At 70.2% G+C, this 14,053-nt stretch carries 12 protein-coding genes; 11 read left to right on the top strand and 1 reads right to left on the bottom strand.

Annotated features, from left to right (window positions below; translation table 11 throughout):
• Positions 1-23 precede the first annotated feature (23 nt).
• The 4 genes from ACFVYS_RS29645 to ACFVYS_RS29630 are packed head-to-tail and all read left to right on the top strand — an operon-like array spanning position 24 to position 4,720.
• On the top strand, positions 24-1,364 hold the full coding sequence (locus ACFVYS_RS29645) for a DUF6716 putative glycosyltransferase (RefSeq protein ID WP_389506936.1): 1,341 nt from the start codon (positions 24-26) through the stop codon (positions 1,362-1,364).
• A gap of 20 nt (positions 1,365-1,384) precedes the next feature.
• Complete coding sequence (locus ACFVYS_RS29640) at positions 1,385-2,632, top strand: cytidylyltransferase domain-containing protein (RefSeq protein WP_389506934.1); 1,248 nt, start codon at positions 1,385-1,387, stop codon at positions 2,630-2,632.
• Between the two features lie 13 nt (positions 2,633-2,645).
• Entirely contained in the window at positions 2,646-3,584 is a 939-nt protein-coding gene (locus ACFVYS_RS29635) for an N-acetylneuraminate synthase family protein (RefSeq protein WP_389506932.1), read from the top strand.
• A 44-nt stretch (positions 3,585-3,628) separates the two neighbouring features.
• A complete protein-coding gene (locus ACFVYS_RS29630) occupies positions 3,629-4,720 on the top strand; it encodes a hypothetical protein (RefSeq protein ID WP_389506930.1) in 1,092 nt (363 codons plus the stop codon).
• Between the two features lie 21 nt (positions 4,721-4,741).
• On the opposite strand, the gene ACFVYS_RS29625 is transcribed toward ACFVYS_RS29630, so the two are convergent.
• A complete protein-coding gene (locus tag ACFVYS_RS29625) occupies positions 4,742-4,993 on the bottom strand; it encodes a hypothetical protein (RefSeq protein WP_389506928.1) in 252 nt (83 codons plus the stop codon).
• A gap of 302 nt (positions 4,994-5,295) precedes the next feature.
• On the opposite strand from ACFVYS_RS29625, the gene ACFVYS_RS29620 reads away from it, so the two are divergent.
• From ACFVYS_RS29620 to ACFVYS_RS29590, 7 genes are all read left to right on the top strand, one after another.
• A complete protein-coding gene (locus ACFVYS_RS29620) occupies positions 5,296-6,588 on the top strand; it encodes an amidohydrolase (RefSeq protein ID WP_389506988.1) in 1,293 nt (430 codons plus the stop codon).
• Positions 6,589-6,900: 312 nt separating this feature from the next.
• The gene (locus ACFVYS_RS29615) at positions 6,901-7,977 is read left to right on the top strand and encodes a BMP family protein (RefSeq protein ID WP_389506926.1); all 1,077 of its coding nucleotides are present in this window, start codon (positions 6,901-6,903) and stop codon (positions 7,975-7,977) included.
• Positions 7,978-8,209: 232 nt separating this feature from the next.
• Positions 8,210-9,262, top strand: a complete 1,053-nt coding sequence (locus ACFVYS_RS29610; protein ID WP_054242500.1) for a BMP family protein — start codon at positions 8,210-8,212, stop codon at positions 9,260-9,262.
• Positions 9,263-9,497: 235 nt separating this feature from the next.
• On the top strand, positions 9,498-11,201 hold the full coding sequence (locus ACFVYS_RS29605; protein WP_389506986.1) for an ABC transporter ATP-binding protein: 1,704 nt from the start codon (positions 9,498-9,500) through the stop codon (positions 11,199-11,201).
• On the top strand, positions 11,198-12,316 hold the full coding sequence (locus tag ACFVYS_RS29600; protein WP_389506924.1) for an ABC transporter permease: 1,119 nt from the start codon (positions 11,198-11,200) through the stop codon (positions 12,314-12,316). Before ACFVYS_RS29605 ends, ACFVYS_RS29600 begins: the two co-directional genes overlap by 4 nt.
• A complete protein-coding gene (locus ACFVYS_RS29595; protein ID WP_389506922.1) occupies positions 12,316-13,578 on the top strand; it encodes an ABC transporter permease in 1,263 nt (420 codons plus the stop codon). Before ACFVYS_RS29600 ends, ACFVYS_RS29595 begins: the two co-directional genes overlap by 1 nt.
• Positions 13,575-13,979, top strand: a complete 405-nt coding sequence (locus ACFVYS_RS29590; RefSeq protein WP_389506920.1) for a cytidine deaminase — start codon at positions 13,575-13,577, stop codon at positions 13,977-13,979. The genes ACFVYS_RS29595 and ACFVYS_RS29590 overlap by 4 nt, the downstream gene beginning before the upstream one ends.
• The last annotated feature ends 74 nt before the right edge of the window (positions 13,980-14,053 follow it).

Here is a 14,053-nt window from a genome sequence, read left to right as displayed (position 1 = left end):
TTTTGCTTTCTAGCGTCTAGCTCGTGCCAGCAAGTACTGCCAACCCCCCACGGATTGCCGTCCTCGCGGACTCCGACACCCGATGGAAATGGGGTGCGCTGACCGCGACGCGGATCGCGCCCTCCATGGAAGCCGGATCCGGGAGCGGGGCGCAAGTCGCCCCCGTCCTGGACGGATTCCTGCTGCGCGGCCGCGCCACCCCGACCCCCCGCCAACTGGCCGAGGTCGGCGTGCACGCCGACTCGCTGAGCGAGGTCACCGCACTCGAGTTCCTGCGCGCCATGACGAGGACCTCGTACGACGTCCTCGTCCTCGCCCTGGTCGGCGGCGGCGTCCAGGCGATCCTGCACGGCCTGAAGCGGATCTGGGAGGGACGGCCCGAACGCCCCGTCGTCGTCACCGGCTATGTCGGCGTCGTCTACGAGAAGCTCGCCGACGGTCTGCTGCTCCGGCACGGCGCCGACCTCGTCCTCGCCAACTCCCGCCAGGACGCGGAGCGTTTCCGCGCCGTGTACGAGGGCGTGGGCGCCGACGCCTCCTCGGTGACCGAAGTGGCCCTGCCGTTCCTGGGCGGTGCCCCGTACACGGGCGAACACGACCCCTACACCGTCGTCTTCGCCGCACAGCCCTCCGTGCCGGAGAACCGCAGGGACCGTATGTACCTGCTCGACCGGATGGTGCGGCACGCGCGGCTGCACCCGGAGCGGGAGGTGCTGCTGAAGCTCCGCTCCAAGCCGGGCGAGCACACCACCCACATCGAGGAGCTGCCCTACCAGAAGCTGGTGCAGAAGCTCGATCCGCCGCCCAACTTCCGTCTGGTGTACGGAAACATGGGCGAAGTCCTGGACCGCACCGACCTCATGGTCACGGTCAGTTCGACGGCCGCCCTGGAGTCCCTGCACCGCCGGGTCCCCACGGTCGTCCTCACCGACCTCGGGGTGCGCGAGGCGCTCGGCAACCACCACTTCGTCGGCTCCGGCTGCCTCGCCTCCTGGGACCAGCTCGACGCCGGGCACCGGCCCGCCCCCGACGAGGAGTGGGTGGCCCGCCAGGGCGTCGCGGTGGACGGCTCGTACGCGACGGCCTTCGACGCGGCGCGTGAGCGGATCGGCAAAGCGCTCAGCGCTCCCGCAGGCCTTCCGCCCCTCACCCCCTACTACACGCCCGCCACCGCGCCCGGCTATCTGCCCGGCATCCTCGCCCGCCACCACCTCGGCCCCGACGGCAGCCCGCTGCCCGGCGCGCCCGCCGCCGACCGCGAGCCGGGCCCGGTCCGGCAGATCGTGCGCCGGGCGGCGCGTGGCGCCTACCGGCACGGCGTGCAGCGGGTGGCCCCGGTCATCCGGCGGATGGGGGAGCTGTGACCCGTCAAGGAGAGAAACCCATGTCCGACTCACCAGCCGGGGTGCGCCGTGTGCTCGCGGTGATCCCCGCGCGCGGCGGCTCCAAGGGCGTGCCCGCGAAGAACCTCGCACCGGTGGGCGGCGTACCGCTCGTCACCCGCGCGGTCCGCGAGTGCCGGGCGACCCGCCTCGTGACGGACGTCGTCGTCTCCACCGACGACCACGCCATCGCGGCGGCGGCGCGCGAGGCGGGCGCGGAGGTCGTGCTGCGGCCCGCCGCCATCGCCGGTGACACCGCGACCTCCGAGGCGGCCGTCCTGCACGCCCTGGACGCCCACGAGGCCCTCCACGGCTCCCCGGTCGACGCCGTCCTGCTCGTGCAGTGCACCAGCCCCTTCCTCGTCCGCGACGACATCGACGGGGTCGCCGCGGCCGTCGTCGAGCAGGGCGCCGACACCGCGGTGACGGTCGCCCCGTTCCACGGCTTCGTCTGGCGCGACGGGGACGCCGCGGAGGATGCGGACACCGACGGGGGCCCCGGCCCGGCCGGCGGCTTCGGCGTCAACCACGACAAGGCCTTCCGCCCCCGCCGCCAGGACCGGCCCCAGGACCTCCTGGAGACCGGCGCCGCCTACGCCATGGAGACCGACGGCTTCCGCGCGCACGGCCACCGCTTCTTCGGCCGCACCGAACTCGTCCGTACCGACCCCGCCCGGGTCCTGGAGATCGACGACCCGCACGACCTGAACCGGGCCCGGGCGCTGGCGCCCCTCTTCGACGCGAACCGGCCCGGCTCCCTCCCCACGGCCGCCGACATCGACGCGGTCGTCCTCGACTTCGACGGCACCCAGACCGACGACCGGGTGCTGATCGACTCCGACGGACGGGAGTTCGTCTCCGTGCACCGCGGCGACGGCCTCGGCATCGCCGCCCTGCGCAGGGCGGGCCTGCGGATGCTGATCCTCTCGACCGAACAGAACCCGGTCGTCGCCGCCCGGGCCCGGAAGCTGAAGCTCCCGGTCCTGCACGGCATCGACCGCAAGGACCTCGCGCTCAAGCAGTGGTGCGAGGAACAGGGCATCGCGCCGGAGCGCGTGCTCTACGTCGGCAACGACGTCAACGACCTCCCCTGCTTCGCCCTCGTGGGCTGGCCGGTGGCGGTCGCGAGCGCCCACGACGTCGTCCGCGGCGCCGCCCGCGCGGTCACCACCCTCCCCGGTGGCGACGGCGCGATCCGGGAGATCGCCGGCTGGATCCTCGGACCCTCTCTCGACACCCTCACCACGTAAGGACATCTGCGCCATGAGCACCAACTCCCGTCTGCGCACCTTCGGTTCCCGCGAGGTCGGTCCCGGCAGGCCCGTCTACATCTGCGGCGAGATCGGCATCAACCACAACGGCGAGCTCGAGAACGCCTTCAAGCTGATCGACGTGGCCGCCGAGGCCGGCTGCGACGCCGTGAAGTTCCAGAAGCGCACCCCCGAGATCTGCACCCCGCGCGACCAGTGGGACATCGAGCGCGACACCCCCTGGGGCCGGATGACCTACATCGACTACCGCCACCGCGTCGAGTTCGGCGAGGACGAGTACCGGCAGATCGACGAGTACTGCAAGGAGAAGGGCATCGCCTGGTTCGCGTCCCCGTGGGACACCGAGGCGGTCGCCTTCCTGGAGAAGTTCGACGTCCCCGCGCACAAGGTGGCGTCCGCCTCGCTGACGGACGACGAGCTGCTGCGCGCGCTGCGCTCCACCCACCGCGCCGTCATCCTCTCCACCGGCATGTCGACGCCGCGCCAGATCCGCCACGCGGTCGAGGTCCTCGGCAGCGACAACATCCTCATGTGCCACGCCACCTCGACCTACCCGGCGAAGGCCGAGGAGCTCAACCTCCGCGTGATCAACACGCTGGAGAAGGAGTACCCGAACGTCCCGATCGGCTACTCCGGCCACGAGACCGGCCTCCAGACCACCCTCGCCGCGGTCGCCCTGGGCGCCACCTTCGTCGAGCGCCACATCACCCTCGACCGCGCGATGTGGGGCTCCGACCAGGCCGCCTCCGTCGAGCCGGGCGGCCTCACCCGCCTCGTCCGCGACATCCGCACCATCGAGGCCTCCCTCGGCGACGGCGCCAAGAAGGTCTACGACTCGGAGCTCGGCCCCATGAAGAAGCTGCGCCGCGTGTCGGGCGTCGTCGCGGCGGCGGAGATCGCGGCGGCGGCGGGCGAACCGGTCGCGGTGTGACCTGAAATACCCCTCCGAGTGCCTTACGGGATGGTCGTCCGACGATGAGTCCTCGCGCCGGGAAGAACTCCGGCCACACCCCCCACACCCTCGCGTTCGTCGAGAGTCCGGTGCAGCTCCTGAACGTCCTGGAGTGGGCGCACGCCCGGGAACTCCACCCGCGGGAGGAGCCCGGCGCGGGGTTGACCCTCGTCGTCCTGTCCCCGAACGACCCGATGACCCGCGGCCAGCTGCGCCGCATGGCCGAGCTGGCCCGCCGGGAAGGGCACACGGTCCGCTGGGAGGAGGCCCGCGGCGGCACCACGGCGCCCTTCCGCACCATCGGGGGCCTCACCCCGCTGCTGCGGCGCGCGGAACGGATGGTGATGGGCGACCCGTTCTCCCGTTACGTCCAGCTGCTGCTGACCATCACCAGGGCGAGCGAGCTGGTCGTGGTGGACGACGGGACGGCGACGATGGAGTTCGTGGGCCAGCTGGCCCGCGGCGAACGCCTCGTCCGCTGGCACCGCAAGGGCGGCCGCACGGGCCCCCGCGACGTGCTCTTCGCCCCGGTGTCCGCCGCGGCCCGCCGCCGGCTGACCCCCGGCCCGGACCGCGGGGTGGAGGTCTTCTCCTCCATGCCGATAAAGGACGCCCCCGACGGCGTCACGATCACGTCCAACGTCTTCGCCTGGACCCGCGACCGCTTCGGGCCGCCCCGGGTGACGAAGAGCGCGGACATGGTCGGCACCTCGCTGGTGGAGACCGGCGTGGTGGACGTCGACCGCTACGTGGAGGCGGTCCGGACGCTGGCCAAGGCGCACGGCGCGACCCGTTACTTCGCCCACCGCCGGGAGAGCACGGAGAAACTCCACCGGCTGGCCGTCGAGACGGGACTGGAGGTGGTCCGCCCGGACCTTCCGCTGGAACTGATCGCCCGCCGCGGCCCCATCGGCCGGACCGTCCTCAGCTTCCCCTCCACAGTCGTCCACACCCTGCCGCTGGCCCTGTCCGGCACGGACGTCCGGGTCGCGGTCTGCGACATCGACCCGGCCTGGCTGACGGACCACGCCTCGCCCAGAGCCCAGGGGTTCCTGTCCGGGGTGACGGGCACGGCGAAGGACGTCCACCGGCTGGCAGCGGTGAGCGTGGTCTGAGCAGCGCCGGGACCAGGGTGTCTACGAGCCGCCGCCCCGTGGGGGCGGCGGCTCCGCCCGTTCCTCCCCCCAACGGCCGAACCCGTCGAAGAAGCTTTCCTCGTGCTCGACGCGCGCCCTGCCGCGCCACCAGGCGACCGCCCACAGCACGCCCCCGAGCACACACGCCGTGAGGGCCATCACGGCCAGTCCGGTCAGCACCAGTGCCGCCAGGCCCCTCGCCAGTGCCCCGGGTATCCGGTCCTCGCCGCACCCGCACGTCATCGTCTCCATGACGGCACCCTGCCCGCTCGGGTCCCGCCGGTCGCCCAGCGTGGCGCGACCGCTGCACGGAGGTGATGATTCCGGGATCGGTCCCGGTACGTGGACAAAATCAGCGTGCCTCGAGCGGTCCGTGGTATCCGTGAAAGGAAGGAAGAAGTGTGGGTGCCGACCGAGAAGCCGGCGAGTGTACCCATCCACCACAGCAGCCATGCGCCGCGCGGCCAACTTTTCTTCGCCTAACGGGTTGAACTTTTGTTGATCGGGTCAGTTGACCGCCCCGGCGTCCTACCCTTCAGAGGGTGAAGCAACTGATGTCCCGAGAGTCCGAGGCCGATCCGTCAGGGGAAGACGTGCTCCCCGGTGCACTTCCGGGTGCGCTGCCCTCAGCCCTTCCCGGCACCTTGCCGGAGGCGCTGCGCGCAGAGCTCGTGGCCTTCCGCCGCGACATGCACATGCACCCCGAGCTCGGCAACCAGGAGTTCCGTACGACGGCCGCGATCAAGGCCCGCCTCGAGAAGGCGGGCCTCGAGCCGCGCGTACTCGCCGTAGGGACCGGCCTCATCTGTGACATCGGGACCGTGGGCGGAGGGGGCGTGGCGGGCGCCGGGGCCGACGGCGTGCCCGTCCTCGCGATGCGCGCCGACATCGACGCGCTGCCCATCCCGGACACGAAGACCGAGTGCGCCTACCGCTCGACGGTGCCGGACCGCGCGCACGCCTGCGGGCACGACGTGCACACCACCGTCGTCCTCGGCGCCGGACTCGTCCTCGCCGAACTGCACCGGCAGGGCCGGCTCCCGCGGCCCGTGCGGCTGATCTTCCAGCCCGCCGAGGAGGTGCTGCCCGGCGGTGCCGCCGACGCCATCGAGGGCGGGGCGCTGGACGGGGTCGGGCGGATCATCGCCGTGCACTGCGACCCGCGGGTCGACGCGGGCAGGGTCGGGCTGCGCGCGGGTGCCATCACCTCCGCCTGCGACCGGCTGGAGATCTCGCTGGACGGGCCCGGCGGCCACACCGCCCGCCCGCACCTCACCACCGACCTCGTGACCGCCGTCGCCAGGGTCGTCACCGACGTGCCCGCGCTGGTCGGCCGCCGCGTCGACACCCGGGCCGGGCTGGCCGTCACCTGGGGCCGGATCGAGAGCGGCCACGCGCCGAACGTGATCCCGCAGCACGCCGAGCTCTCCGGGACCGTCCGCTGCCTGGACATCGAGGCATGGCGGCAGGCCCCGGACATCGTCGTCGCGGCGATCGACGAGGTCGCCAACCTGCACCGGGCCAAGTCGGAGATCAACTACGTGCGGGGTGTCCCGCCCGTCGTCAACGACGGCGACGTCGCCGGGCTGCTGCGGGACGCGATGGTGGTCCGGCGTGGCGAGGCGGGCGTGGAGAGCACCGAACAGAGCCTCGGCGGCGAGGACTTCTCCTGGTACCTGGAGCGGGTGCCCGGCGCGATGGCCCGGCTCGGGGTCCGCCCGCCCGGCGAGCGCACGGTGCGCGATCTGCACCAGGGCGACTTCGACGCGGACGAGTCGGCGATCACGGTCGGCGTGGAGCTCTTCACGGCGGCCGCGCTGCTGGACGCGGCGACCCGCACGCACTGAGGTAACTCAGGTAACTCCGGGGAGCGACCCGGCGAGGGAGCCCCGCGACGGAGCCCGGGCGAAGGGGTGCCGGAAAGGCGCCCCTTCGTCCCCTTGTGTCACCCACCCGTAACTCCGGTGACGCGCTGGTAACCCCGTGTCGGCACGAATCGATAACGGCCCGGAGAAACCCCGTTCCCCTCCGCTTCTACGCGCGTTACTGTGCGCCGGAATCGCCACCGGGAAAGGCTTGTTGGGGGAGCCCCTCCTGAACGGCGCCACCAAGGGGAAGCGGGCCGGTCACGGCGCCGTGGGGATGAAGGGGTGCTTGCTATGCGTCTGATATCTCGGAGGACGAGATTCTCCCGGGCCGCGGTGACCGTCGCGGTCGTCGCGCTCGCCGCCGCCGGCTGCGGCAAGTCCAGCAGCGACTCCAAGTCGAGCGACTCGGAATCCAGCAGCGGCGGCTACGCGGGCAAGGGCATCGGCCTCGCGTACGACATCGGCGGCAAGGGCGACCAGTCCTTCAACGACGCCGCCTACGCCGGTTTCCAGAAGGCCGAGAAGGAATTCAAGATCGGCGGCCAGGACATCGAGCCGCAGGACGGCGAGTCCGACGCGGACAAGGTGCAGCGCCTGACCCAGCTCGCCCAGGCCGGCTACAACCCGGTGATCGGCGTCGGCTTCGCCTACGCGCCGGCCGTCAAGGAGGTCGCCGCCAAGTTCCCGAAGATCACCTTCGGGATCATCGACGACGAGCAGATCCAGGCGAAGAACGTCGCCGACATGGTCTTCCACGAGGAGCAGGCCTCGTACCTGGCCGGTGTCGCCGCCGCCAAGGCCAGCAAGAAGGCGCACATCGGCTTCATCGGCGGCGTGGACATCCCGCTGATCCACAAGTTCGAGGCCGGCTACATCCAGGGCGCCAAGTCGGTCGACCCGAACATCAAGGTCGAGTCGCAGTACCTGACCGAGACCGCCCAGGAAGGCGGCTTCTCCAGCCCCGACAAGGGCAAGGACGCGGCGAGCGGTCAGATCGAGGCGGGCGCCGACGTCATCTACCACGCGGCCGGTCTCTCCGGTCAGGGCGTGATCACCGAGGCCGCGGCCAAGAAGGTCTGGGCCATCGGCGTCGACTCCGACCAGTACAGCCAGAGCGCGCTGGCGGCGTACAAGGACTACATCCTCGGCTCGGCCCTGAAGAACGTCGGCGGCGCCGTCTACGACCTCGTGAAGTCCGTCCACGCGGGCAAGCCGCTGTCCGGCGTGGTCCGCGGCAGCCTCTCCAACGACGGTGTCGGATTCGCCGACAGCAACCCGAAGTACAAGGCGATGACGGACGTCGTCGCGGCCGTCGACAAGGCCAAGCAGGAGATCATCGACGGCAAGATCACGGTAAACACCAAGTAACGGCCCGAAACCCGTTCCGACCGGCTCCACCTACGCCCTTCCGAGCGTCCTTGCAGCCCATACGCCCCTTGCCTCCCGCAAGGGGCGTACTGCTGTCCGTAACCTTGACCGCAACTGTGGCCACAGCTCGGTAACGGACCGGACAGAAGGGTTTTTCCGTCTGGTCTACGCGCGTTACGCTGCGGCGGAACCAGCGCCTGGTTTGGGCGCTTGCACAAAGGAGTCAAGTTCCATGCGCCGGGTGTCCCGAATCGCGGTTGCGGGTGTTGCCACCGCAGCTCTCGCCGTGACCGTTTCCGCTTGCGGAAGCTCCTCCACGTCCTCCTCCTCCTCCGACAGCAGTGACAAGAACCTGGGCCTCGCGCTCGCGTACGACGTCGGTGGCAAGGGCGACCAGTCCTTCAACGACGCCGCCACGGCCGGCCTGGACAAGGCCGACAAGGAGTTCGGCTACAAGTCCACCGCGGTCGAGCCGCAGGACGGCGAGTCCGACGCGGACAAGGTGCAGCGCCTCGAGAGCCTTGCCAAGCAGGGCTACAACCCGGTGATCGGCGTCGGCTTCGCCTACGCGCCGGCCGTCAAGGAGGTCGCGGCCAAGTACCCGAAGACCACCTTCGGCATCGTCGACGACGAGCAGATCAAGGCCGACAACGTCGCCGACCTCGTCTTCCACGAGGAGCAGGCCTCCTACCTCGCCGGTGTCGCCGCCGCCAAGGCCACCAAGACCAACACCGTCGGCTTCGTCGGTGGCGTGGACGTCCCGCTGATCCACAAGTTCGAGGCGGGCTTCAAGCAGGGCGTCGAGGACACCAAGAAGGGCGTCACGGTCAAGTCGCAGTACCTGACCGAGACCGCCGCCGAGGGTGGCTTCTCCAGCCCCGACAAGGGTGAGAGCGCCGCCGAGGGCCAGATCGACGCCGGTGCGGACGTCGTCTACGCCGCCGCCGGTCTGTCCGGTCAGGGTGTCATCAAGGCCGCCAACGCCCACAAGGTCTGGGCCATCGGCGTCGACTCCGACCAGTACAAGCAGGACGCGCTGAAGGCGTACAAGGACTCGATCCTCACCTCGGCCATGAAGAACGTCGAGGGCGCGGTCTACACGCTGGCCAAGTCCGTCGAGGACGGCAAGCCGGCGACCGGTGTCGTCCGCGGCAGCCTCGAGAACGGCGGCGTGAGCGTGTCGGACTCGAACCCGGCCTTCGCGAGCAACACCGCGATCCAGGACGCCATCAAGAAGGCCGAAGAGGGCATCAAGAACGGCACCATCACGGTGAAGACCTCCTGACCTTCTGTCAGAGGCCTTGGCCAATGGAACGCTGTAATGGCAGCGTTACGGCCACGGAACCGGGCGCGGGAAGGATGTCCTCCCCGCGCCCCGTTCGCGCGGCAGAATGCTCGGAACGGATCGAGACTTGATCGGGATCTCTCCCGAGATCATTCAAGATCGACCTGATCCGGGCACTATTTAAAGCAGGGGCGCTACGCGCGTAGAGCGACCCCTTTTCCAAGGAGAGTGCGCCATCGACGCGTCCAGCAGCCCTCCGCTCACCGCACAGTCGACGATCGCGGTAGAGCTGGCGGGGATCACCAAGCGCTTCCCGGGTGTCGTCGCCAACCACGACATCCACCTCGCCGTCCGAAAAGGCACCGTGCACGCCCTCGTCGGCGAGAACGGCGCCGGCAAGTCGACGCTGATGAAGATCCTCTACGGCATGCAGAAGCCGGACGAGGGCACCATCGCGATCGACGGCGAGCAGGTGAGCTTCTCCAGCCCCGCCGACGCCATCGCACGCGGCATCGGCATGGTCCACCAGCACTTCATGCTGGCCGACAACCTGACCGTGCTGGAGAACGTGGTGCTGGGCAGCGAGAAGCTGTACGGCATCGGTGGCAACGCCCGTAAGAAGATCAAGGAGATCTCCGACCGCTACGGGCTCGGCGTGCGCGCCGACTCCCTGGTCGAGGACCTCGGTGTCGCCGACCGCCAGCGCGTGGAGATCCTCAAGGTCCTCTTCCGCGGCGCCAAGACCCTCATCCTCGACGAGCCGACCGCCGTGCTCGTCCCGCAGGAGGTCGACGCACTCTTCGACAACCTGCGCGAGCTGAAGTCCGAGGGCCTGTCCGTCATCTTCATCTCCCACAAGCTGGGCGAGGTGCTGTCGGTCGCCGACGAGATCACCGTCATCCGGCGCGGTACGACCGTCGGCACGGCCGTCCCCGCCGAGACGACCCCGCGCCAGCTCGCCGAGATGATGGTCGGCAGCGAGCTGCCCACCCCGGAGACCGCCGAGTCCACGGTCACCGACAAGCCCGTCATCCAGGTCGCCAATCTCACCGTGTACGCCAGCGGCGGCGCCTCCCTGGGCATCGAGGCGGAGCCCACGGCCGGCGGGGTCAGCGGCATGATCTCGCCCGAGGTCGCTCTCGGCGGCGAGGTCAAGAAGGCCCTCGACGACGTCAGCTTCACCATCCACGCCGGTGAGGTCATGGGCATCGCGGGCGTCGAGGGCAACGGCCAGACCGAGCTGATCGACGCGCTGATCGGCACCAAGAACGCCGACTCCGGCAGCATCGCCTTCCTCGGCGAGGACATCACCTCCTGGAACACGCGCAAGCGGCGCGAGTCCGGCGTCGGCTACATCCCCGAGGACCGCCACCGCCAGGGCCTGCTCCTGGAGGCGCCCCTCTGGGAGAACCGCATCCTCGGCCATGTCACCGAGGCGCCCAACGCCAAGGGTTTCTGGCTGAACATCAAGGGCGCCCAGGCCGACACCCGCCGGATCGTCGAGGAGTTCGACGTCCGCACCCCCGGCATCGACGTCACCGCCGCCTCGCTCTCCGGCGGCAACCAGCAGAAGCTGATCGTCGGCCGCGAGATGAGCCACAACCCGAAGTTCCTGATCGCCGCCCACCCCACCCGGGGTGTGGACGTCGGCGCCCAGGCCCAGATCTGGGACCGCATCCGCGAGGCCCGCCGCGAGGGCCTGGCCGTGCTGCTGATCTCCGCCGACCTCGACGAGCTCATCGGCCTGTCGGACACCCTGCGCGTGATCTACAACGGCACGCTGGTCGCGGACGCCGACCCCGCCACCATCACCCCGGAGGAGCTCGGCTCCGCCATGACCGGCGCCGCGTCCGGTCACCTGGAACACGTCGACGAAGAACACGCCGACGACGCGGAAACCACCGAGGAAGCTGCCGGTCCGGAGGACGAGGCCCGATGAAGAAGTTCGACAAGGAGCGCGTGCTCCTCGCGGTGGCCGGCCCGGTCATCGCGCTCGTCGCGGCGATCCTGCTGACCTCGGTCGTGCTGATCGCCTCGGGCAAGAGCCCGATCGAGCCGTACACGCTCATGCTGGAGCAGGCCGGCTACTCCGACGTCCAGGTCCTGATCGTCAACCAGGCCTCGATGTACTACATCGCCGCGCTCGCGGTCGCCATCGGCTTCCGCATGAACCTGTTCAACATCGGCGTCGACGGCCAGTACCGCCTCGCCGCGATGATGACCGCCGTGGTCGGCGCGAACATCGCCCTGCCGTCCTTCCTCCAGATCCCGCTGCTGCTCCTGGTCGGCGTCCTCACCGGCGCCTTCTGGGCCGGCATCGCGGGCATCCTGAAGGTCACCCGCGGAGTCAGCGAGGTCGTCGCGACGATCATGCTGAACGCGATCGCCACCAGCGTCATCGGCTACCTCACCCTCGACAATATGTGGGGCGTGCAGGTCGGCAACAACAACACCACCGGCATCATGAAGGACTCCGGCTGGGTGCCCGGCATCGACCTCGGCGCGGACGTCGGCGAGATCTACGGTCTGGTCTTCCTCGCCATCGCGCTCGGCATCGTCTACTGGATCGTCCTCAACCGCACCCGCTTCGGCTTCGACCTGCGCGCCACCGGCGAGTCCGAGACCGCAGCCGCGGCCTCCGGCGTCGACGCCAAGAGGATGGTCCTGACCGCCATGCTCATCTCCGGCGGCATCGCGGGCCTCTCCGGCCTGCCCCTGCTGCTCGGCGACGCCCACACCTACAGCCTGAGCTTCCCCACCGGACTCGGCTTCACCGGCATCACCATCGCCCTGCTCGGCCGCAACAACCCGGTCGGCATCGCCTTCGCCGCGCTCCTGATCGCCTTCCTCGACAAGGCCTCTCCCGCCCTCGACTACGCGACCCCGGTGGCGTACGAGAAGGAGATCGCCACGATCATGCAGGGCCTCATCGTCTTCGCGGTCGTCATCTCGTACGAGGCCGTCCGCCAGTGGGGTCTGCGCCGTCAGCAGAAGCGCGTCGGCGCCGAGCTCGCCGCCGCCGCCCAGAACACCAAGAAGGAGGTGACGGTCTGATGAGCACCACGACCATCGCCAAGCCGCAGGCGAAGCAGCCCGGCAAGGGCGGCCGCAAAATCTCGCTCCCGGTCCTCCTGCTGATCGTCGCGGGCGTTCTGGTGCTGACCTCCGTCGTCCGCCTCATCACCGGCGCGGACGGCATCACCTCCACCGGCCAGATGTCCACGGCGCTGCGCCTCGCCGTCCCGATCGGCCTCGCCGGTCTCGGCGGTCTGTGGGCCGAACGTGCGGGCGTCGTCAACATCGGCCTCGAGGGCATGATGATCCTCGGCACCTGGTTCGGCGCCTGGGCCGGCTACCAGTGGGGTCCGTGGACGGGCGTCGCCTTCGGCATCATCGGCGGCGCGCTCGGCGCCGTCCTCCACGCCATCGCGACCGTCACCTTCAACGTGAACCACATCGTCTCGGGTGTGGCCATCAACATCCTGGCCCTCGGTACCACCCGCTACCTGTCGAAGTTCACCTTCGAGAACGCCGACGGCGGCTCCGCCAAGCAATCCCCGCCGATCGACTCGCTGGGCACCTTCGACGTCCCCGGGCTGTCCGGCTGGCTGGACACGCTCAACGAGAAGCACTGGTTCCTGATCTCGGACATCGCGGGACTGGTCGGCGGTCTGATCACCGACCTGTCGCCCCTCACCGTCGTCGCCGTCGCCCTCGTCCCGGTCACCTGGTGGGTGCTGTGGCGGACCGCCTTCGGTCTGCGGCTGCGGTCCTGCGGCGAGAACCCGGTGGCCGCCGAGTCCCTCGGCGTCAACGTCTACAAGTACAAGTACATCGCCGTGATCATCAGCGGTGGCTTCGCGGGCCTCGGCGGCGCGTTCCTGTCCATCGTGGCCTCGAACGTCTACCTCGACGGTCAGACCGCGGGCCGCGGCTACATCGGCCTCGCCGCGATGATCTTCGGCAACTGGATGCCGGGCGGCCTCGCCCTCGGCGCGGGTCTGTTCGGCTACACCGACAGCCTCAACCTGCGCGGCGGTACCACCAACGTGCACGCGCTGATCCTGCTCCTCGCGATCGTGCTGGTGTTCGGCGCCGCCTACCTGGCATGGCAGAAGAAGTACGTCCCGGCCGTCGTCACCGCGCTGATCTCGGCCCTGATGTTCGTCTGGTACCTCGGTACGGACGAGGTCCCGCGCCAGGTCGTGACGGCCGCGCCGTACGTCGTCACCCTGCTGGTGCTCTCGCTCTCCGCCCAGTCCCTCAGGATGCCCAAGGCGGACGGCATGCCCTACCGGAAGGGGCAGGGCAAGTGACCCCGCCCGCTGCCTCGGTCGACTGGGAGAAGCTGCGTACGGTGGCCCGGGACGCCATGTCCCGGGCGTACGCCCCGTACTCCGGCTACCCGGTCGGCGTGGCGGCCCTCGTCGACGACGGCCGCATCGTGTCGGGCTGCAACGTCGAGAACGCCTCCTACGGGATCGGCCTGTGCGCGGAGTGCGGGCTGGTCTCGGAGCTGCAGAACACCGGAGGCGGCCGGCTCACGCACTTCACCTGCGTGGACGGCCGTGGCGAGATCCTCGTCCCGTGCGGCCGCTGCCGCCAGCTGCTCTACGAGTTCGGCGGCCCGGAGCTGCTGCTGGAGACGCCGGCGGGCATCCTGACGCTGGCCGAGATGCTCCCGCAGGCCTTCGGGCCGGGCCACCTCACCAAGTAGTCCCGCGCGGCCCCTCTGACCGGCGCAGAGGGGCCGCGCGGTTTCTGGAACGTCTTGCCGCACCACCGTGCACC

It is taken from the genome of Streptomyces sp. NPDC058295, assembly GCF_042880655.1.
Taxonomy (GTDB): domain Bacteria; phylum Actinomycetota; class Actinomycetes; order Streptomycetales; family Streptomycetaceae; genus Streptomyces; species Streptomyces coriariae.
The sequence above is the reverse complement of the archived record's forward strand: the minus strand, read 5'-3'. Positions and strand labels throughout refer to the sequence as shown.